The organism is Micromonospora sp. CNZ299, assembly GCF_002754415.1.
In genome coordinates this window covers 1,563,006-1,582,795 of record NZ_PEFG01000001.1, presented here as the reverse complement: position 1 = coordinate 1,582,795, position 19,790 = coordinate 1,563,006, and the positions used below count along the sequence as shown (strand labels likewise).

At 72.0% G+C, this 19,790-nt stretch carries 20 protein-coding genes, 3 tRNA genes and 1 pseudogene; 14 read left to right on the top strand and 10 right to left on the bottom strand.

Features of this window, described 5'->3' with window-relative positions:
- Positions 1-54: 54 nt before the first annotated feature.
- Positions 55-1,530, bottom strand: coding sequence for an FAD-dependent oxidoreductase (locus CLT68_RS07580; RefSeq protein ID WP_099856883.1), 1,476 nt, complete (start codon positions 1,528-1,530; stop codon positions 55-57).
- 91 nt (positions 1,531-1,621) lie between these two features.
- Here CLT68_RS07580 and CLT68_RS07575 point away from each other — a divergent pair, with 91 nt between their 5' ends.
- The gene (locus tag CLT68_RS07575; protein WP_099849728.1) at positions 1,622-2,698 is read left to right on the top strand and encodes a serine hydrolase domain-containing protein; all 1,077 of its coding nucleotides are present in this window, start codon (positions 1,622-1,624) and stop codon (positions 2,696-2,698) included.
- Here the strand turns inward: CLT68_RS07575 and CLT68_RS07570 are convergent, their stop codons facing one another.
- Together CLT68_RS07570 and CLT68_RS07565 are read right to left on the bottom strand one after the other, a co-directional pair.
- On the bottom strand, positions 2,699-4,024 hold the full coding sequence (locus CLT68_RS07570) for a cryptochrome/photolyase family protein (protein ID WP_099849726.1): 1,326 nt from the start codon (positions 4,022-4,024) through the stop codon (positions 2,699-2,701).
- Positions 4,021-4,944, bottom strand: coding sequence for a phytoene/squalene synthase family protein (locus CLT68_RS07565; protein ID WP_088950966.1), 924 nt, complete (start codon positions 4,942-4,944; stop codon positions 4,021-4,023). The genes CLT68_RS07570 and CLT68_RS07565 overlap by 4 nt, the downstream gene beginning before the upstream one ends.
- Before the next feature lie 65 nt (positions 4,945-5,009).
- Between CLT68_RS07565 and CLT68_RS07560 the strand changes: the two genes are divergently transcribed.
- The 8 genes from CLT68_RS07560 (at position 5,010) to CLT68_RS07525 (ending at position 10,576) form a co-directional block, all read left to right on the top strand.
- Complete coding sequence (locus tag CLT68_RS07560) at positions 5,010-6,152, top strand: polyprenyl synthetase family protein (protein ID WP_099849725.1); 1,143 nt, start codon at positions 5,010-5,012, stop codon at positions 6,150-6,152.
- A gap of 28 nt (positions 6,153-6,180) precedes the next feature.
- Complete coding sequence (gene crtI / locus CLT68_RS07555; protein ID WP_088950964.1) at positions 6,181-7,662, top strand: phytoene desaturase family protein; 1,482 nt, start codon at positions 6,181-6,183, stop codon at positions 7,660-7,662.
- On the top strand, positions 7,659-8,279 hold the full coding sequence (gene idi / locus CLT68_RS07550; protein ID WP_099849723.1) for an isopentenyl-diphosphate Delta-isomerase: 621 nt from the start codon (positions 7,659-7,661) through the stop codon (positions 8,277-8,279). The genes crtI and idi overlap by 4 nt, the downstream gene beginning before the upstream one ends.
- The gene (locus CLT68_RS07545; RefSeq protein ID WP_088950962.1) at positions 8,269-9,213 is read left to right on the top strand and encodes a MerR family transcriptional regulator; all 945 of its coding nucleotides are present in this window, start codon (positions 8,269-8,271) and stop codon (positions 9,211-9,213) included. The genes idi and CLT68_RS07545 overlap by 11 nt, the downstream gene beginning before the upstream one ends.
- Positions 9,214-9,288: 75 nt before the next feature.
- Positions 9,289-10,068 carry a polysaccharide deacetylase family protein gene (locus CLT68_RS07540; protein WP_099849721.1) on the top strand — a complete coding sequence of 260 codons (780 nt, stop codon included), beginning with the start codon at positions 9,289-9,291 and terminating at the stop codon, positions 10,066-10,068.
- Between the two features lie 154 nt (positions 10,069-10,222).
- A tRNA-Glu gene (locus CLT68_RS07535) sits at positions 10,223-10,295 on the top strand.
- Between the two features lie 31 nt (positions 10,296-10,326).
- Positions 10,327-10,400: transfer RNA gene (locus tag CLT68_RS07530), tRNA-Asp, on the top strand.
- Positions 10,401-10,502: 102 nt separating this feature from the next.
- A tRNA-Phe gene (locus CLT68_RS07525) sits at positions 10,503-10,576 on the top strand.
- A gap of 276 nt (positions 10,577-10,852) precedes the next feature.
- Here the strand turns inward: CLT68_RS07525 and CLT68_RS07520 are convergent.
- Complete coding sequence (locus CLT68_RS07520) at positions 10,853-12,052, bottom strand: hypothetical protein (RefSeq protein ID WP_143743142.1); 1,200 nt, start codon at positions 12,050-12,052, stop codon at positions 10,853-10,855.
- Between the two features lie 165 nt (positions 12,053-12,217).
- Here CLT68_RS07520 and CLT68_RS07515 point away from each other — a divergent pair, with 165 nt between their 5' ends.
- Positions 12,218-12,742: an SRPBCC family protein gene (locus CLT68_RS07515; RefSeq protein ID WP_099849716.1), complete on the top strand. Its 525-nt coding sequence runs from the start codon at positions 12,218-12,220 to the stop codon at positions 12,740-12,742.
- A gap of 13 nt (positions 12,743-12,755) precedes the next feature.
- Here CLT68_RS07515 and CLT68_RS07510 read toward each other — a convergent pair whose 3' ends face one another.
- Positions 12,756-13,463, bottom strand: coding sequence for a DUF2786 domain-containing protein (locus CLT68_RS07510; RefSeq protein WP_099849714.1), 708 nt, complete (start codon positions 13,461-13,463; stop codon positions 12,756-12,758).
- Positions 13,464-13,589: 126 nt separating this feature from the next.
- On the opposite strand from CLT68_RS07510, the gene CLT68_RS07505 reads away from it, so the two are divergent.
- Positions 13,590-14,030 (top strand): hypothetical protein, encoded by a 441-nt coding sequence (locus CLT68_RS07505; RefSeq protein ID WP_099849712.1) that lies wholly within the window; start codon positions 13,590-13,592, stop codon positions 14,028-14,030.
- A 56-nt stretch (positions 14,031-14,086) separates the two neighbouring features.
- On the opposite strand, the gene CLT68_RS07500 is transcribed toward CLT68_RS07505, so the two are convergent.
- Positions 14,087-14,476, bottom strand: a complete 390-nt coding sequence (locus CLT68_RS07500; RefSeq protein ID WP_088952127.1) for a hypothetical protein — start codon at positions 14,474-14,476, stop codon at positions 14,087-14,089.
- Between the two features lie 155 nt (positions 14,477-14,631).
- Between CLT68_RS07500 and CLT68_RS07495 the strand changes: the two genes are divergently transcribed.
- Positions 14,632-15,975, top strand: coding sequence for an ABC transporter substrate-binding protein (locus CLT68_RS07495; protein ID WP_099849710.1), 1,344 nt, complete (start codon positions 14,632-14,634; stop codon positions 15,973-15,975).
- Positions 15,976-16,039: 64 nt separating this feature from the next.
- On the opposite strand, the gene CLT68_RS07490 is transcribed toward CLT68_RS07495, so the two are convergent.
- Positions 16,040-16,783, bottom strand: a complete 744-nt coding sequence (locus CLT68_RS07490; protein WP_088952126.1) for an enoyl-CoA hydratase/isomerase family protein — start codon at positions 16,781-16,783, stop codon at positions 16,040-16,042.
- 70 nt (positions 16,784-16,853) lie between these two features.
- Positions 16,854-17,711, bottom strand: coding sequence for a 3-hydroxyacyl-CoA dehydrogenase family protein (locus CLT68_RS07485; protein WP_099849708.1), 858 nt, complete (start codon positions 17,709-17,711; stop codon positions 16,854-16,856).
- A gap of 175 nt (positions 17,712-17,886) precedes the next feature.
- On the opposite strand from CLT68_RS07485, the gene CLT68_RS33695 reads away from it, so the two are divergent.
- Entirely contained in the window at positions 17,887-18,174 is a 288-nt protein-coding gene (locus tag CLT68_RS33695) for a hypothetical protein (RefSeq protein ID WP_099856881.1), read from the top strand.
- A gap of 59 nt (positions 18,175-18,233) precedes the next feature.
- On the opposite strand, the pseudogene CLT68_RS07475 reads toward CLT68_RS33695, so the two are convergent.
- Positions 18,234-19,004: pseudogene (locus CLT68_RS07475) on the bottom strand (class I SAM-dependent methyltransferase); the annotation flags it as partial.
- A gap of 54 nt (positions 19,005-19,058) precedes the next feature.
- On the opposite strand from CLT68_RS07475, the gene CLT68_RS07470 reads away from it, so the two are divergent.
- Positions 19,059-19,448: a PPOX class F420-dependent oxidoreductase gene (locus CLT68_RS07470; RefSeq protein ID WP_088950953.1), complete on the top strand. Its 390-nt coding sequence runs from the start codon at positions 19,059-19,061 to the stop codon at positions 19,446-19,448.
- Positions 19,449-19,532: 84 nt separating this feature from the next.
- Here the strand turns inward: CLT68_RS07470 and CLT68_RS07465 are convergent, their stop codons facing one another.
- Positions 19,533-19,742, bottom strand: a complete 210-nt coding sequence (locus CLT68_RS07465) for a BldC family transcriptional regulator (RefSeq protein ID WP_007073996.1) — start codon at positions 19,740-19,742, stop codon at positions 19,533-19,535.
- Positions 19,743-19,790 lie beyond the last annotated feature (48 nt).

Genomic DNA, 19,790 nt, shown 5'->3' with positions numbered 1-19,790 from the left:
GTCGTTTGCTGGCTTGCTGCCGGATTCTTCCGACATCGACCACCGGGGCGGGCGTCAGGACAGGTCGCGCAACGCGGACTCGATGGCCCGGTGGAAGGTCGGGTACGCGTAGATCATGTGCCGGAGCTGGCTCAGTGGCACTGCCGCGTGCACCGCCACGACCAGTGCGGAGAGCACCTCGCCACCGGCCGGGCCGACCGAGGTCGCGCCAATCAGCACGCCCTGGTCGGCGTCCGCGACGAGCTTGATGAAGCCGTCGTCACCGACCCGGTGGATCCAGCCCCGGGTCGAGCTGCCCAGCTTGGTGAAACCGACCTGCACGTTGATGCCACGCTCGCGGGCCTGCTGCTCGGTGAGCCCGACCGCTCCGACCTCGGGATCGGTGAAGGTCACCCGGGGCAGTGCACGGTAGTCGGCTCGCGGGACGGTGCCGGCCGACCCACTCGACCCGCTGGCGGCCAGCGAGCTGGACGCGCCCATCGCACCGCCGACCACGCTGGAGGTCCCGCTGGCGTCCGCACCCGCACTCGCCTGCCGGGCGCGGGCCAGGATGTCGGCGATCACGATCCCGGCCTGGTACATGGCGATGTGCGTGAAGGCGCCCTCGCCGGTGATGTCACCGACCGCCCAGACCTGGTCGGTGACGTGCAACCGGTCGTCGACCGGCAGGTAACGCTGGCTGGCGTCCAGGCCGATCGTGTCCAATCCCAGCTCGGTCAGGTGGGCCTTGCGCCCGGTCACCACCAGCAGACGGTCGGCGGTGAACGCCGAACCGCCGCTGCCGCGCAGTGTGAACCGGGTGCCGTCGTGCTCGACCCGCTCGGCGCGTACCCCGGTGTGGATCTCCACGCCGTCGGCGCGCAGCGCCGCGGCGGCGACCTCGGACGCCTCCGGTTCCTCGACGGCCAGCACCCGGTCGAGCGCCTCCACCACCGTGACCCGGACCCCGAAGCGGGCGAAGACCTGTGCCAGTTCCAGACCGATCGCGCCGCCGCCGAGCACCAGCAGCGACTCCGGCAGCTCCTCGACCTCGATCGCCTGGTGGTTGGTCCAGTACGGAGTGTCGGCCAGGCCGTCGATCGGTGGCACCGACGGACGGGTCCCGGTGCCCAGCACGACCCCGTGCCGAGCCTGGAACACCTGGTCGCCGACGCGGACCCGGCCAGGGCCGTCGAGGCGGCCACTTCCCCTGACGAGCCGGCCGCCCAGGCCCGTGAACCGGTCGGCGGCAACCGTGTCGTCCCAGGTGTCGGTGGCCTCCTCGCGGATGCGCTTGGCCACCGGCGCCCAGTCCGGTTGGACCTGCGCCGTCCCGGCCAGCCCGTCGACCCGGCGCGCCTCGGCCAGGGCGTTGGCCGCCCTGATCATCATCTTGCTCGGGATGCAGCCCCAGTAGGGGCACTCCCCGCCGACCAGATCCCGTTCGATGCCGACGACGCTCAGGCCGGCCTCGGCGAGCCGCTCGGCCACCTCCTCGCCGCCGACCCCGAGCCCGACCACGACAACATCCACCAGCTCCGGCTCTGCCACCCCGACAGCATCCCCCAGCGACACCAGCCCGACCACCAGGGTCGGAGAAAAGTCGGCACCCTCACCGGTCCGGGACGCCTACCGTGGCGGGATGCACGCACGCTTCGCACCGGTCCGGGACTGCTTCCACGACCTGCTCACCTCCGGCCGGGAGACCGGTGCCAGCCTGGTCATCTGGTACGACGGTCAGCCCGTCGTCGACCTGATCGGCGGAACCCGGACCGCTGCCGGGTCGGACGGCGAGCCGTGGCGGCCGGACACGCTCGTCAACGTCTACTCGGTCGGCAAGCCAGTGGCCGCGCTCTGCCTGCTGATGCTCGTCGACCGGGGGCAGGTGGACCTCGACGCACCCGTCGACCGGTACTGGCCGGAGTTCCGCACACCCGCCACCGTGCGCCAGGTGTTGTCGCACACCGCCGGGCTGCCGGCCTTTCCGGTACCCCGACCGGCCACCGCGATCGCCGACTGGACGCTCCTCACCAGCGACCTGGCCGCCGCCGACCCCGAATGGTCACCGGGCTCGGTGGCCGCGGAGCACGCCTGGACGTACGGGCACCTGGTGGGCGAGGTGGTGCGTCGGGTCGACGGGCGGTCGGTGGGCCGGTTCCTGGCCGAGGAGATCGCCGACCGGTGGCAGCTCGACCTCGGCTTCGGGCTGGCCGACGCGGATCAGCGGCGCTGCGCCGACCTGCGCTACGGCGACCTCGGGTGGCCAATCCGGGCGCTTGGTGAGCCAGGCTCACTGCGGGCGCGCGCGATGGGCAACCCGGCCGGTGGGCAGGACCTGGCCGTGCTGAACAGCCCGCTCTGGCGTGCTGCGGAGGTGCCCGCGGTCAACCTGCACGCCACCGCACGCGGCCTGGGCCGGCTCTATACCGGCCTGCTGGCCGGCGGCGTCCTGGACGGGGTTCGGCTGTTCAGCTCGGAGCTGGTGGCCGAGGCGACCCGGGTCCAGTACGACGGGCCCGACCTGGTGCTGAACCGCGCGGCCTACTGGACGCTGGGCATGCAGTGGGAGCCGGACGGCAGTTGGGGCATGGGCGGCATCGGCGGCAGCAGCGCGTGGGCCGACCCGGAGCGCGGTTACACCTTCGGGTACGCCACGGCGCACCTCGCCGAGCACGACCGGGTGGACGAGTTGGTCGAGGTGTTGCACTCCTGCCTCTGATCAGCGCAGCCAGACGGGGTCGGTGCCCGGCACCGAGAGCGGCGGCGGATAGTCGAGGGTCCGGCGCAGCGCGTCGGGCAGCTTCCACGGTTGGTGCACGGCCTTGCCCTGCACCTTCGCCAGCTCCGGCACCCACCGGCGCACGTAGTCGCCGTCCGGGTCGTACCGTTCGGCCTGCCGGACCGGGTTGAACCCCCGGTACGGCTTGGTGTCGTTGCCGGTGCCGGCGACCCACTGCCAGTTGCCGGAGTTGTTGGCCACGTCCCCGTCGAGCAGCCAGCGGAAGAAGACGGCCACCCCGGGCCGCCAGTCCTGCCCGAGGTGCTTGGTCAGGTAGCCGGCGGTGATCAGCCGTGCCCGGTTGTGCATCCAGCCCTGCGTACGCATCTGCCGCATCCCGGCGTCGACGATGGGCATGCCGGTGCGACCCTCGGCCCAGGCCGCCAACGCGTCGTCGTCGTAGCGCCACTGTTCGGTGGCGCCCCGCCGGTACGCCGACGTCGAGATCTCCGGGAAGGCGGCGGTGACCTGGTAGTAGAAGTCCCGCCAGCAGATCTGCCGGACGAACGGCCCGGACCGATCCCCGGCCCGGTTGGCCACCGCCAGTGGGGACACGCAGCCGAACCGCAGGTACGGACTGAGCCGGGACGTGTCGTCGCCGGCCATGTCGTCGTGCTGATCGTCGTAGCGGTCCAGGTCGGGCAGCCAGTCGGTGAGCCGCTGCCGGGCAACCCGCTCGCCGCCGACCGCCGCGTCCGGTGAGTCCCCGGCCGGCGGCTTCGGCAGGCTGCCCACGCTCACCCCGCCCGGCAGCTCCACCCGGTGCGGCGCGGCCAACTCCGCACGCCACTGACTGGCCGCCCAGGCCCGGTGGTAGGGGCTGAACACCCGGTAGTGGTCGCCCCCGCCACCGGGCCGCAACGCGCCCGGCTCGACCACTGTCAGCCCGGGAAACAGTCGCAGGTGCAGCCGGTGCCGCTCACACTCCGCGCGCAGTCGTCGCTCGCGGCGCCGCGCGTAGTTGCTGACGTCGGCGGAGAGCGCGACGGCGCTGGCGTCGACCTCGCCGGCCAACCGGATCGTCTCGGCCACCGGGTCGCCGTGGCGTAACCTTAGGTCACCACCGCGCTCGCGCAGCTCGGCCCGCAGTTCGGCGAGCGCCTGGTGCAGAAACCGGGTGCGGTTGGCCGACAGGCCGGCCAGCGCCGGGTCGAGCACGTACAGCGGAACCACCCGGTCGAAGGCCGCGCAGGTGGTGGCCAGCGCCGGGTGGTCGTGCACCCGCAGGTCGCGGGTGAGGAGCACGATCGCGGTGCTTGCGGTCACCGGGTCTGCGGGTGGACCGTCGGCCCGGGGATGGTGACCGGCGTACCGGTCGAGGTGAGCAGAGCCCGTGCGGCCACCGCCATCCGTCGCCGCTGCGGCACCAGGGCCCGCCGGGTGAAGACGTCGTAGTCCTGCGCGGCCACCTCGTCGAGGATGCCGCCATACAACGCGTACGCGGTGCGCATGCAGGCCTGCGAGGCTGGCGCGAGCATGGTGATGCCCGGCGCGGCGGCGGCGTAGTGCGCCTGGGCGCGGGTCACCTCGTACTCGATCAGCTCGCGGGTCCGGGGCGTGCCGCGCCCCCGGGCGCAGGCCTCGGCCAGCTCCTCGCGGGTGACGCCGAACTTCGCCAGGTCCTCGTCCGGCAGGTAGGTGCGGCCCCGGTCGAGGTCCTCGGCGACGTCCCGGATGAAGTTGGTGAGTTGGAACGCGAAGCCGAGCTGCCGTGCCGGCTCCCGTGCCGCCACCGGGTCGGAGGTGCCCAGGATCGGCAGCATCATGGTGCCGATGACCGCCGCCGAGCCCTCCATGTAGTCGAGCAGGTGGTCGTAGGTCGGGTACGAGGTGACGGTCAGGTCCATCGCCATGCTCTTCAGAAACGACGCAAAGTCGTCCCGGTCGAGGTCGAAGACGGCGATGGTGTGCAGCACGGCCGGCAGCAGCGGGTCGTCGACCGACGCACCGTGCAGGCCGGACACGAATCGGCTGGCCCAGTCGTCGAGGCGGGCGGCACGCTCGACCTGCGGTAGGTCCTCGGTGCGGTCGACGATCTCGTCGGCGTACCGCGTGAACCCATAGAGGGCATGGACATGTCGTCGTTTCCAAGCGGGGAGCAGCCGGGTGGCGAGATAGTAGGTGCGGCCGTGGCGTTTGTGCAGCTCACGACACCGGTCATAGGCAGCGGTGAGATCAGTGTCCACCGGCCCTCCTTAATTTATCGACGCACCAATCGACGCAACTCGTAGCCTAGGGTACGCTCAGTCGCATGGCCAACGACGCAGTTGCGGGCAATGCGACCCGTGTGGCGCAGCGGGGGCCGGGGGACGGTGACGATCCGGTCCGCGCCGTTCTGGCCGCGTACACCCATGACCTGATCACCGCGGTCGACGAGACCCTGGCTACCTTCCTCACCGCCGAGGTCGACTCCCTCACCGAGATCGACATCTCGATGGGCCGCTTCGCCGCCACCGCGAGGGAAGCAGTCCTCGTGGGCGGCAAGCGGATCCGCTCCACGTTCGCCTACTGGGGGTGGCGCGGGGCGGTCGGCGGCACCGAGGCGCTACCACCCGTCCTGCCCGCGCTGGCCGCGCTGGAGCTGCTGCACACCTTCGCCCTGGTGCACGACGACGTGATGGACGCGTCCACCACCCGCCGGGGCCGGCCAACCGCACACGTCGCGATCGCCGAACAGCACATCGCCGCAGGCCACCGGGGTGATCCCGGCCGATTCGGCGAAGCCGTCGCCGTGCTCATCGGTGACCTGTGCATGGTCTGGGCCGACCGGTTGCTGGCCCAGGCCACAGTGCCGTCGGCCCGGCTGTTCGAAGTGCGGCGCTGCTATGACCAGATGCGGGTGGAGACGGTCGCCGGGCAATATCTCGACGTGCTCGGCGAGAACGACCCGGCGAGCTGGTCGGTCGACCGGGCGCTGCGAGTGGCCCGCTACAAGACCGCCAGCTACACCGTCCAGCGACCACTGCTCTTCGGGGCCTGCCTGGCCGGGGTGCCCGTCGACGACGCGCTGGTCTCCGCGTACACCCGCTATGGCCTTGCCGTCGGCGAGGCGTTCCAGCTCCGCGACGACCTGCTCGGCGTCTACGGCGATCCCGCCGACACCGGCAAGCCGGCCGGCGACGACCTCCGCACCGGCAAGCCGACCACGCTGCTCATGCTGGCCCGGGAGCTGGCCACGCCGGCCCAGCTCCGGGCGATGGATCGGGCCGGCGACGGGCCGGTCGACCGGCTCGCCGAGCTGGTCGACGAGACCGGCGCGGTGGCCCGGGTGGAGCGGATGATCGCCGAGCGGGTGAGTGACGCACTGGCCGCGCTCGACGCCGCACCAGTGGACCGGACGGCGCGGACCGCGCTGACCGGGTTGGCCACCGCCGCCACCAGCCGGCGGGCCTGATGAGCGACTTTCTGGAAGAGGTGGTCACGTGCGGACGGTGACAGGACGGACGGACCGTGTGGTGGTCGTCGGGGCCGGGTTGGGCGGGCTCGCCTGCGCGCTGCACCTGGCCGGCAGCGGCCGGCAGGTGACAGTGCTGGAACGCGAGCCGGTGCCGGGTGGGCGAGCCGGCCGTCTCGGGGTCGACGGCTACGAGTTCGACACCGGCCCGACCGTGCTCACCATGCCCGACCTGATCGCCGAGGCGCTCGGCGCGGTCGGTGAGGAGCTGGACGACTGGCTCGACCTGACCCCGGTCGACCCGGCCTACCGGGCGTACTACCCGGACGGTTCCACCCTCGACGTGCTCACCGACACCACGAGGATGGCGGCGGAGATCTCCCGGGTCTGTGGGCCGCGCGAGGCCGACGGCTACCTGCGTTTCGTCGACTACGCGCGGGAGCTGTGGCGCCTGGAGCGCGCCGACTTCATCGAGCGCAACCTGGACGCGCCGACCGACCTGATCACCGGCAACCTCCTCAAGCTGCTTGCCAGCGGGGCCTTCCGGCGCCTCCAGACGAAGATCAACCAATTCTTCCGGGACCCGCGTACCCAGCGGATCTTCTCCTTCCAGGCGATGTACGCGGGCCTCGCCCCGCACGACGCGCTGGCCATCTACACGGTCATCGCGTACCTGGACTCGGTGGCCGGGGTCTACTTCCCGCGCGGCGGCATCCACGCGGTCTCCAAGGCGATGGCCGGCGCGGCCGAGAAGCACGGCGTGCAGATCCGGTACGGCACCACGGTGACCCGGGTCGAGACCGCGAACGGCCGCGCCACCGGTGTGATCACCGCCGACGGCGAACTGGTGCCGGCGGACGTGGTGGTGCTCAACCCCGACCTGCCGGTCGCCTACCGGGACCTGCTCCCCGCCGCCCCGCAACGCCGGCTCACCTACTCACCGTCCTGCGTCGTTCTGCACGTCGGCTCCCGACAGGGATATGAAAAGATCGCCCATCACAACATCCACTTCGGACGAGCGTGGAAGGGCACCTTCGATGAGGTCATCCGGCGGGGTGAGCTGATGACCGACCCGTCGCTGCTGGTGACCAACCCGAGCCGGACCGACCCGTCGGTGGCCCCACCCGATCGGCACACCTACTACGTGCTGGCTCCCGTGCCCAACCTGCACCGGGCCCCGTTCGAGTGGCGCGGCGACCTGACCCGGCGCTACAGCGACCAGCTGATCGGCACCCTGGAGGAGCGCGGCTACGTCGGCTTCGGTGCCGGCGTCGAGGTGCTGCGGGCGATCACCCCGGCCGAGTGGGAGGACCAGGGCATGGCCGCGGGCACGCCGTTCGCCGCCGCCCACACCCTCTTCCAGACCGGCCCGTTCCGCCCGTCGAACCTGCACCGCAAACTGTCGAACGTGGTCTTCGTCGGCTCCGGGACCCAGCCCGGCGTCGGCGTACCGATGGTGCTCATCTCCGGCAAGCTGGCCGCCGGCCGGATCACCGGGGAAGGCCGATGAGCAACCGCGAGGACCACCTCGTCGAGCTGGTCGACGAAAACGGCGAGGCCCACGGCGAGACGACCGTCGCGGCCGCGCACCAGACTCCGGGGCAGTTGCACCGGGCCTTCTCGGTGCTGCTGGTCGACTCGGACGGCCAGGTGCTGCTCCAGCGCCGCGCCGCCGTCAAGACCCGGTTCCCGCTGCGCTGGGCCAACGCCTGCTGTGGCCACCCCCAGCCCGGCGAGTCCCTCGCCGAGGCGGCCAACCGGCGGCTACGCGAGGAGTTGGGCGCGGGCCCGGTCGAGCTGACCGAGGTCGGCGTCTACGTCTACTACGCCGAGGACCCGGCGACCGGTCGGGTCGAATTCGAGTACGACCACGTGCTGCGGGGCGATTTCCTGCCCGGGGCCCCGCTCCTGCCGGACCCGGACGAGGTCGCCGAGCTGCGGTGGGCCGATCCGACCGCGCTGGAAGCCGAGCTGGATCTCGACCCCCGGTCGTACGCGCCCTGGCTGGGCGGGGTGGTGAACCGGCTGCTGCACCCCTCGGGCCCCACGTCCGGCGCACCCGGCCTGGTCGTGACCCCGCCTGCTCTGTCGGCGGATGACTCGGCGGAGCGGTCGGGTGGTCGATGAGGCGCTGAGCGCGGGCGCGGTCGCACGCAGGTTGGGGGTCGCGGTGACGACCCTCCGCACGTGGCACCAGCGCTACGGGCTCGGGCCCAGTGAGCACATCCCCGGTCACCACCGCCGGTACACCCCGACCGACCTGGCCCGTCTCGAAATCATGCGACGGCTCACCGCCGAGGGGGTGAGCCCCGCCGAGGCGGCTCGCTGGGCTCGCCAGGCACCGGATCCGACACCCAACGGCACCGTCACCCCCGTCCGGATCCCCCCGTCCGGCCGCGACGGCGGTGGCACCATCCCGGTCGGCCGCGCCGGCCCGGCAGCCCGTGGTCTGGCCCGCGCCGCCATGCGGCTGGACGCGGCGGCGATCAGCGAGACGATCGCGCACGCCCTCGCCACCGTCGGGGTCGTCGCCACCTGGGAGGGTCTGCTGCGCCCGGTGCTAGCCGGCATCGGCGAACGCCACGCCGCCACCACCGGCCTGATCGAGGTGGAACACCTGGTGTCCCGCTGCGTCTCGGAGGCGCTCGCGGCGGCCAGTCGGGCCAAGGTTCCCACCGGGCCGGCCCGGATCCTGCTCTCCTGTGCCGACGAGGAGCAGCACACGCTGCCACTGGAGGCGTTGGCCGCCGCGCTCGCGGAGGCCGGGGTCAGTTACCGGATGCTCGGCGCCCGGGTGCCGGTGGCCGCTCTCGTGGAGGCGGTCAACCGGACCGGTCCGGCCGCCGTGGTGCTCTGGTCGCACACCCGGGCCACCGCCGATCCGTCCCAGCTCAGCGCGTTGCTCGCCGCACCCCGCCGCCCGTTGTTGGCGCTCGCCGCCGGCCCCGGCTGGCGCGCCGACACGCTGCCCGCCGGGGTGGTGCGGCCGGTCGACCTGGCCGAGGCGGTCTCGCTCGCCGTCGCGGTCCGTGACTCCCTGGACCAGTCGAGGCGTGACTGATCGCACTGTTGCCCGGTGATCGGGTGAACTACCGTCGGGCGGGTCCGCCTACCCCGACCCTCCGGGAGCGAGCAGATGCGAGCCCGCGCCTTTCTGGCGTCCGTCCTCGCCGTGGCGCTGGTCCTGTCCGGCTGTGCGGGGCCGGACAAGACCATCGCGCCCGCCGGCGCGCCGCAGCCGGTGGAGTCCACCACTGCCACGCCGTCACCGCATCCCACGGTCGCCAAGCCACCCAAGCCTCCGCTGCGGCCGCTGCCGGCCAAGCTCCCGGCCGGCCTGCGGCGCAACAGCGGCGTACGCCCGGTGGTCCTGACCTTCGACGACGGGCCCAACCCGACCTGGACTCCCAAGGTTCTCGACCAACTGCGGGCAGCCAAGGTGACCGCCACGTTCTGCGTGGTCGGTCGCGAGGTGCAGCGCCATCCGGAGCTGGTCCGGCGGATCGTCCACGAGGGGCATCAGCTCTGCAACCACAGCTGGCGGCACGACCTCGACCTGGCCCGACGGCCCGTCAACGAGATAAAGGCCGACCTGAAACGCACGAACAGGGCCATCCAGGCAGCGGCGCCCGGCGCCAAGGTGTCCTTCTATCGGCAGCCGGGCGGCCGGTGGACGCCGGAGGTGCTGGCGGTGGCGAAGGGTCTCGGCATGCGCCCGCTGCACTGGTCGGTCGACCCACAGGACTGGGACAAGCCGAACGCCGCCACGATCGGCAAGCGCATCCACACCGCCGCCCGCCCCGGCGCCATCGTGCTGCTGCACGACGGGGGTGGCGATCGGGCCGCGACGCTCGCCGCCTGCCCCCACCTGATCGCCGACCTGAAGAAGCGCTTCGGCATCACCAAACTCCGCTAGACCGGCTTTGACCTGCGGTTATGTCTCTTCCGAAGCCCTTGCGGATACCGATTTTGTCGACCGACCGGGCATCACGTATGCTTTCCAAGCCTCCGGCGGGGCCGGATGGGAGCAAGTCCGCTTGAAGTTGCGAGTGTGCAATGATGGCGGGGCCGCCCTCATCGTCTAGCGGCCCAGGACGCCGCCCTTTCAAGGCGGTAGCACGGGTTCGAATCCCGTTGGGGGCACGACCGGCGCAAGTCGGAGCAACACAAGCTAGGTCCTGTGGAGCAGTTGGAGTGCTCGCCGCCCTGTCAAGGCGGAGGTCGCGGGTTCAAGTCCCGTCAGGACCGCAGCGCTGACGCCGCGCCTCGCGCGGCGTTCTGCGTATCGGAGCAGGTCGCCCTGCCACCGGTTCGTCCGGTTGCCGGGTAGCATGAGCCGAGCAGCGATACGGCCAGGTAGCTCAGTTGGTACGAGCGTCCGACTGAAAATCGGAAGGTCGGCGGTTCGACCCCGCCCCTGGCCACATAGCCTTTCGCCGGGCTACAGAGGTCCCCACCAGCGGAAACGCAGGTGGGGATCTTGCTGTTTACGGCTGCGGACCGGCCCGCCACGGGTGTGATCCACTCGACCTCCCGGAAATCGGGGCATCGGAAGGTGCCCAATACCGCGCTTTCCTGAAAAGCGAGTCGATCATGCCTGGGTCGAGCGGATCGGTCGCGCGGACCGGCTGCGCGGACCGGCTGCGCGGACCGGCTGCGCGGATCGGTCGCGCGGCGTCGCTGGTCCGCCTTGCCCGGCGTCACTCGTCTCGGCGCCCCTGCTGGCGGTGCTGCGCCACGCCGCTCTGGATCGCCTCCCACACGCTGCGCCCGGCCTGCCGCAGGGTCTCCCCCGCCTGTTCGGCGAGCTGCGCTGCGCTCTGCGCCCCGCCCAGCAACCCACCACCGCCGTCACGATCGCCGGATGGGCTTGGCCCGGGGCCTGCCGACTGGCCCGGTCGGTTCCCACGCTCTCCGGTAGACGACCCCGCCGGACCCTCAGCGCCCCGGTCCGCGCCGGCCGGCCGTTTCCCGTCACCCGGGCCCGCGGCCCGCTGACCCTCGGGGTGGTGCCGCTCCCCGTCCCGCTGCCCCTCGGGGTGGCGTGGCTCCTCGTGCGGCTGCCCCTCAGGGTGGCGTGGCTCCTCGTGCGGCTGGCCTGCCGGGGCCCGGCCGCCCTGCGGCCCACCGGACTCCGGCTGCGACTTCTGGCCCGGCCTGGGGCCACCCGCTTGAGACCCGGGTCCGCCCGCACTGGGTCCCGGACCTCCGGCATGGGGCCCAGGGCCCCCAGGACCCTTCCCCGCGCCGCCGGGCCCCGCCCCAGGCCGACCCGGACCAGCCCCGGGCCCACCCGAACCTGGCCCACCCGGCCCCGCCCCTGGCCCACCCGGACCCGGCTGACCCGGACCCGGCCGGCCCCCACCCGGCTGACCCGCACCCGGCCCCGGCCGACCGGGGCCTTGCTGGGCACGGTCGGCGACGGCCCCGACCGCACCGACCTGCTGACCAAACTCCTGGAGTACGCCGTTGGAGCGCCGCGCCGACCCCCGCACCTCAGCGGCCCCCATCGACCCCGGGGCCAGCTGCTGCGCGCTGCGGTTCACGTCGTCGACGGTGGTGACGGCCGTCCGGGCGAGCGCCTCGATGATCTCCGGGTTGGCGTCGAGTGTGTCGAGCGCCCGGCCCAGGATCCTGGTCAGCTGCTCCAACCGCACCCGCAACTGCGCCTCGGCGTGCACCCCGTTGACGTCCAGCTCGCCGCCGTTCAGGTGCACCCGTACGCCGGCGTCGACCTGGAGCAGGTTGGCCACCCGGGCCCGCAGCGACAGGTCGGCGTCCAGGCCGTCGACGGCCAGTCGGATCGAGTCGACGGAGACCTTCGGGATGTCGAGCAGGACGTCGGGGTCCGCGCTCTCGACGTTCCGGTCCGGCCCTCGCTGTTGCGCGCTCTCGCTCATGATCTCCCGCCCCGCCTGCACACCGTCCCGGTCGTCCGGGCGTTCGGCGCGCTTACCCGCTTTCCGGCGGGGCATCCCGTCCGTGACGAGTCGGCGACCCTCTGTCTGGAACCGGGCACCGCGCGAAGCTGCACACGCGGGCATCAGCCGGTATGGTCCGGGCCTATGGGACAGGAAATGACTGATCCGGCCGACATCCGGCAGGACGTCGACCGGTTCTCCCTACGGTGCAGTCTCCTCGTCCCGGGCGCCGCCGAGCACGCGTTCGCGGTGTTCACCGACAAGCTGACTGACTGGTGGGTCACCGAATACACCTGGTCCGGCCCGGACGCTCTCGCGGAGCTGGGCATGGAGCCGCGCGCCGGCGGGATGCTCTACGAGATCGGCCCGTACGGTTTCCGCGCCGACTGGGGTCGGGTCCTCACCTGGGATCCACCGCGGCGGCTGGTCTTCGTCTGGCAGATCGGCCCCGACCGGGCGCCGGTGCCGGACCCGGCCCGGGCCAGCGAGGTCGAGGTGCTGTTCCTTCCCGAAGGGCCGGAGCGCACCCGGGTCGAGCTGGAGCACCGGCACTTCGACCGGCACGGCGAGGCCGCCGAGGGATATCGCAAGGCGCTCACCGCCGGCTGGCACGAGCTGCTCACCCGCTACGTCGCCACTGTGTCACGCGGCCCCGGCACTTCCGCCTGACGGGCGCACGGAGTCACCGACCGAGCTGCCGGTCGCCAGCGGAGCGGACGCCGAGGTCCCGACCACCCAGGTTGGCGCGTTGGCCGGCCTCCGCCCCCGAACCGAAGCCGGTGCCGCCGAGCCGGCGCGGCGGTGCGGTGCGCAGCCGCGGGTATTCCTCGGTGAGCCGTCGCTGCACCCGGTCGGACCGGTCGGCCAGCACCAGCGCCACCGACGGCGTGCCCGACTCGCTGGCCGCCGCCGTCTCGGCCGCCCAGAGCCGACCGCCGATCACTTCCGCGAAACCGGCGAGCCAGGAGCGGCGGAACGCGGCGGGGTGGTCGTCGGCCGGCACGGCGGTGGCGGCCAGGCCGTGCGCCGCCTGCACGAGCAGTGAGGTGAAGAGCAGGTCGACCCGTTCCAGGTCGCTGGCGAAGCCGAAGAGGTGCAGCGCGAAGCCGTTGCCCTGCCGGCGGCGTACGCAGCGGCAGCGCAGTGGCTCGGCGACCGCGGCGAGCAGGCCGACCTTGTCGCGGGCGTACGGGGCGACGATGTCCAGCACCCGGTCGCCGACGGGGTCGGTGGTCGGGTCGCGGACGGCGAGCAGCGCCCGGTCCACCCCGTAGCGGGCGATCAACTCGGTCGCCTTGGCGGTGAACGCGGCGGCCTCGGCGGGCGTACAGGCCGGATCCTCGGCCTGGGCCAGCAGCTTGCGCACCTTGCTGAGCATCGCCTCGGACATGCCTACAGAGCTACCACACGGGCCGGACATCACGGGGTCACGCCGCCATTGATCGATACGTATCATCGTCACGGTCGGATGATCAGTCCAATACGGACGGTCAGTTACCCCCTTTCGGAGGCACGCATGTCATCCCCGACCGCTCGCCTGCTCGCCGTCGCCACGGCCACCACCCTGCTCTTCGCCGGCACACCCGCGCAGGCGGAGCCGACAACACCGACCGCACCGGTCAGCTCCGGGGCGAACGCGTTCGCCCCGCTCGCCACCTGTTACGGCGGGGCGGTCCGGTCGTACTTCGAGACGGGCCGCTACGGCGGATCGGCCGGCCAGTACCGCACCACGACCCGCTGTCGCGACATCAACGTCCGCAACGCGAGCGTGTACGCCACCGAGGCGTGCGTGATCTTCGTGGACAAGACGAGTGCCTGCAACTACTGGACCTACCTGCCGGCCAACTCGGGCTGGATCACGGTGGCGACCGACGTCCGGGACGGGGTCAACTTCCGGGTCCGCTTCGAGAACCTGCGCTACGAGTACGAGCCGCTGATCGCGTACCACGCGTTCTGAGTGGTCCGCGCGGTCGCGGCGTCCGCCCCCCGACGGACGCCGCGACCGGCGGCCGGTCACCCGGCACGGCTGCGCAGGGTGGCGATCGTCGAGCCGGCGAGCGTGAGCAGGCAGTCGGGCAGCAGCCCGTCGGCTGCCGCCGCACCGAACAGCGCCTCCCCGGTCGGCTCGTCCCGGTTGGCGTACGCGCTGACGAAGCGGGCCACCCATCGGGTGTCGTACTCAGCCTGGTCGATTCCCGGGAAGTCCAGGGCCGCACCGCTGGCCGCCGGAGCGTCACCGAGCATCGTCGCGGCCAGGCACCACGCGACCCCGTACGCGCCGCTCAGGCCGGCCCGGTCGACGACCGCGTCGAACGCTCCCACCACCGCTTCTCCATCCCCGGTCAGCGCCGAGTGGAGCACGGCGGCCGCGTCGTCGAACGTCTGCTGTGGTAGGTCCGTCACCCAGCGCACAGTAGGACGCGTCGTCAAGGCTCCCGACAACCGTCACTGTCCGTGTTCAAGGCGAGCTACCTGCGCTTTACGCCACCTCCACGGTCCCGCCGCCGGCCTCGGCACGCTAATGTGCGCAGCGGACCTTCGCCGGAGGAAGGACGACCATGCTCGTATCACGCCGCTCGCGGGTAGCCTCACTGGCTGCCTGCGCGACGATCCTGCTCGCCACAAGCGCTTGCGGGGATGACAAGGCCAAGGAGACCAGCGCCCAACAGGTGCGCCTCTACGGCACGGACGGCAACATGCTCAACACCTACCCCGCGGAGTTGAAAGAACGCGCAGGTCTCGTGGATGGGATGAAGGGCACCACGCCACTCGTTCCGCTACCCGAGGACTTCAAGGGCCGGCTACGGGCCGTCAATCCGGCGCTGACGGACTACGTGTACTCGGCCGAGACGTACGACGCGGTGGTGATCGCCGTGCTCGCCGCGCAGCTGGCCGGAAGCACCGACCCGGCTGCCATCGCGAAGCAGATCGTCGCGGTGACCAACGACGGGCAGCGCTGCGAGGACCCGGGCAGCTGCCTCACGCTGGCCCGCAACGGGCAGGACATCGAGTACCGCGGGGTCTCGCTGACCCGGGCGGGCTTCACCGACAAGGGTGAGCCGGCCACCGCGAGCTACGCCACGCTGACCTTCGACGGGCAGCAGATCAACGACGGCAAGACCGAGTTCGTCGGCGCGGGCGTCGAGTCGGCGGCGAGCACCAAGACGCCGCCGAAGCCGAAGAAGCAGCGCCCGGGCGGCGACCCCGAGCAGGAACCGTTGATCCTGGGCGGTCTGCTGCCGAAGACCGGTGACCTGTCGATCGCCTACCCGCCGATGGCCGCTGGCGCCGCGCTGGCGATCAAGGAGATCAACGCCGCTGGCGGCGCACTGGGCAAGCCGGTGACGTGGCTGGACGGCGACGACGGCACCAACCCGGAGGTGGCCAAGGCGACGGTGGCCCGGCACGCGACGGCTGGCGTCAGCGTGATCATCGGCGCTGGTGGTTCGGGCATCTCCCGGGCCGTGCTGCCGAACGTGGTGCAGGCCGGGAAGATCCTCTTCTCTCCGTCGAACACCGACAGCAGCCTGACCGACGTGGACGACCAGGGCCTCTACTTCCGCACCGCCCCACCGGACAGCCTCCAGGGCCGGGCGTTGGCCGACGTCATCCTCCGCGACGGTTCGCAGAAGATCGTCATCGTGGCTCGCAAGGACTCCTACGGTGAGGGCCTCCAGGGCACCGTCCGTGAGGAGCTGGAGAAGGCCGGTATCGCTGCCGATCGACTCAAGCTGCTGACGTACGAGCCGCCGGCCGACGCCAAGGCGGCACCCGTCGACTTCAGCCGGGGTGCGAAGGAGATCAAGGACTTCGGCGCGGACGCCGTGCTGATCATCGGCTTCGGCGAGTCCGCCCAGGTGATCCGCGGCCTGGCCGACGCCGAGGTGCAGATCCGGCAGTAGCACGACCACAGGCACACGAAGGCCGCACCGGCGCTCGCCGGTGCGGCCGTTTCGTCTCCAGGAGTCACCGCGGCCGGCGGCGCTCCAGGAACTCGGTCATCCGCCGGTGCTTCTCCTCGTCCTCGAAGAGCACCGCCTGACTGACCAGGTCGAGCTGCGGATGCGCGGCGGCGGGCGCATCGACCGCAAGCTTGGTCAGCCGCAGCGCCAGCGGCGAACCCAGGGCGATCTCGTCCAGCAGCGCGTGCGCCACCGTCAGCAACTCGTCGGGCTCGTCCACCACCCGGTTCACCAGGCCGATCCGCAGCGCCTCCGCGGCGTCCACCCGCCGGCCAGTGAAGAGCAGCTCCTTGGCCCGGCCCTCACCGACCAACGCGGGCAGCCGGTGGGTCGCGCCAGCGCCGGCCAGGATGCCCAACCGCACCTCCGGCTGACCGAAGACCGCCCGCGCCGTGCACACCCGCAGATCGCAGGCGTACGCCAGCTCCGCGCCACCGCCCAACGCCGGGCCGTCGACGGCGGCGACGGTGGGCATCGGCAACGCCCTGATCCGGGCGAAGGCAGCGGAGTTGATCGCGGCGAGGGCATCGGTGCGGCCCCGTTCACGCAGTTGGCCGATGTCGGCGCCACCGGCGAAGATGCCCGCCGCGCCACCGGTGAGCAGCAGCAGTCTGGGACGGGCTTCCAGCTCGGCGCAGACCTGGTGCAGCTCGGCGATCAGCTCAGCGTCGATGGCGTTGCGCTTCTCCGGCCGATCCAGGGTGACCACCAGCCGGTCCGGTCGCTCCTCGATCCGCAGCCCGCTCACTGCGCCCACCGCGCTCACTGCGCCCACCTTCCGTTCGCGACTGCGGGGCTCGCAAGCTCACTCCTCGCGCTCACTGCTTGACCCCGGCTTTCCACTGGTAGAAGCCCTGCCCCGACTTCTTGCCCAGCCGCCCGTCGGCCACCATCTCCACGAGCAGGGGCGGCGGTGCGAAGCGGTCGCCGTACGCGGCCTGGAGGGTGCGGGCGATGTCCAGCCGCACGTCGAGGCCGACCAGGTCGGTGAGTTCCAACGGCCCGATCGGGTGCCGGTAGCCCAGCACCATCGCCTTGTCGATGTCGGCAGGGCTGGCCACCCCGTCGGCGACCATCCGGATCGCCTCCAGCCCGAGGGTGACCCCGAGCCGTGAGGTGGCGAAGCCGGGCAGGTCGCGTACGACGACGGGGTCCTTGCCCAACCGGCCGGCGAGCGCGACGGCCGCGGCCGTGGTCTCCTCGGCGGTGGCCGGGCCGACCACGATCTCCAGCAGGGCCATCGCCCAGACCGGGTTGAAGAAGTGCAGGCCGAGGAAACGCTCGGGGGCGTCCAGCCCGGCGGCCAGCTCACCGATGGCGATGCTGGAGGTGTTGCTGCCCAGCAGCGCGGGGTCCAGCGCGGCGGCGTCCCGCAGCACTGCCCGCTTCAGGTCGAGCCGCTCCGGCACCGCCTCCACGATCACCTCAGGGGCGGGAGCAACGTCGGCGAGCGTGGGACGCAGCGTGACCCGTTGCCGGTTCGCGGCGGCCTCGTCGGCGCTCAGCTTCCCTCGCTGCACCGCCCGCTCCCACAGGTCGGCGAGCCGGTTCAGCGCGGAGGCGCCCCGCTCGGGATCCACCTCGACCAACTCCACGGCGTGACCGGCCCCGGCCGCCACGTACGCGATGCCGAGCCCCATCGTGCCGGCACCGACGACCACGAAACGATCGCTCATCACGCCTCCCTGTCCCGCCCGTCGGCGCACGGGGTCCCCGCCACGCCGACCGGGGTGTTCCGCCCGCTCCGCTCGCTCATGGTGCGACCCTAGACAGCCCGACGACCCGGCTCATGCGTGGGGGAGCGCGGGATCGGGTACTGACGGCCCGTCAACCGAGGGAAGGACCACCGAGATGAGCCAGGCACCGGAGAGCGTCACCGACGGGCAGATCGTGGAGACCCGGGGCGACGAGCGGGTCGAGCTGCTGCGCGCCGACACCAACAACGACGGCAAGACCGACGTGTGGGTGGTGGACACCGACGGCGACGGCAAGGCCGACCTGTTCCAGTTCGACACCAACGGTGACGGCAAGGTGGACATCACCATGGTCGACATCGACGAGGACGGGCAGCCGGACGAGGTGGTCGACGGCGACGGCGGTCTGCCGCCCGAGCAGCTGCCCCCGACCGTCCAGGTCTGAGCCGTACGACGGCCCCTGTCCTCCGCGATGCGGAGCGCGGGGGCCGTCGCTCGGTCGGCGAGCCGCAGGGTGGCCAGGTAGTACGGCTTGTCGCGGTCGTCCACATCGGTCAACCGCCAGCCGGTGCCGTGCACCAGCGAGGCGAACTCCTCCGCCGAGCAGACCAGATAGTCGAACCATTCGGTGCTCAGCTCCCGGTAGCGCAACCGGAGCCGGAGCTGACCGCCGAGCCGACCCCGACTGCGGTTGCGCTCGTGGTAACTCGTGTGCACCGGGTCACGGGTGCCGTACGGGTCGGTGCCGTGCGCGATGATCTGCGCCCCCGGTCGGGCCAGCGCGGCGAGCGCGGCCAGGAACACGGGGGCACGCTCCCGCCCCTCGAACAGCCCGAGGTTGTTGCCGAGCAGCAGGAATGTGTCGTAACGCTGCCCGTCCGCGACGTGCGTGTCGACGGTGCCGTGCACCAGCTGCCGGACACCGCGGCGTCGACTCACGGCCAGCGCGCCCGCGGAGGTGTCCAGCCCGGTGACCGGTACGCCGCGCTCCTGGAGCAGCAGGGCGATCCGGCCGGCGCCGGTGCCGACGTCCAGCGTTTCGCCGCGGGCCCGGTCCACCGCGCGGTGGTCGTACGGCTGCCAGTCCTGTGGACCGTCCAGATAGTGGGCCGCCGGCGCGCCGTTGATCAGACCGTCATCCCGCTCGATGATCTCGATGACCGGCCGGGGCAGGCGCCCACCGACCAGGGGTCGAGGGCCCACCCCGCTGGCCACCGCGAACGTGTCCCGCAGCAGTTCGCCGACCACGTCACCGATTCGAGGCTCAACCGTCACGACGTTCACGCTATCTGTCCACTCAGCGGCCGGTAGCGGCCGTATCCTGGCGGCGTGACCATGCTGGACCGGCTGTCGGCCGAGAAGTACATCCTGCTCACGACCTTCCGCAAGGACGGTCGGGCGGTGCCGACCCCCGTCTGGGCGGTACGAGATGGTGAGGCGTTGGCGGTCTGGACCCGGGCCGACTCGGGCAAGGTGAAGCGGATCCGCCACAACGGTGAGGTGACTGTGGCCCCGTGCGACGTGCGGGGGCGGCCACACGGGGCGGAGGTGCCGGCCCACGCGACGATCTACGGCAACGGCGACACCGGTCGGGTACGGGACCTACTCAAGCACAAGTACCGCCTGATCGGTCGACTCAGCCTGCTCGGCAGCCGGCTGCGGCGCGGCGAGGGCGGCACGGTCGGCATCCGGGTGACGCTGGCCGAGACGCGGCGCTGAGACGCAGCGACGGCGGCCACTCAGGACATGGAAAGGGGCGGCGGATCGAGATCCACCGCCCCTGACCGGAAAACTATTGCCGCTTCAGTCGCCCTGCCGCTGCTGCGGGATCTGACCCTGCAACAGCGCCCTGACCTCCGACTCGCGGTATCGACGGTGGCCACCCAGGGTGCGGATGGCACTGAGCTTGCCAGCCTTTGCCCACCGGGTCACCGTCTTCGGGTCGACACGGAACATCGACGCCACCTCGGCCGGTGTGAGTAGCGGCTCTGGTTCGTGCGTTCGCGATGCCATCGGTCACTCCTCCACATGTATAGACATCGGCCGGGGTCCCGCCGGCCG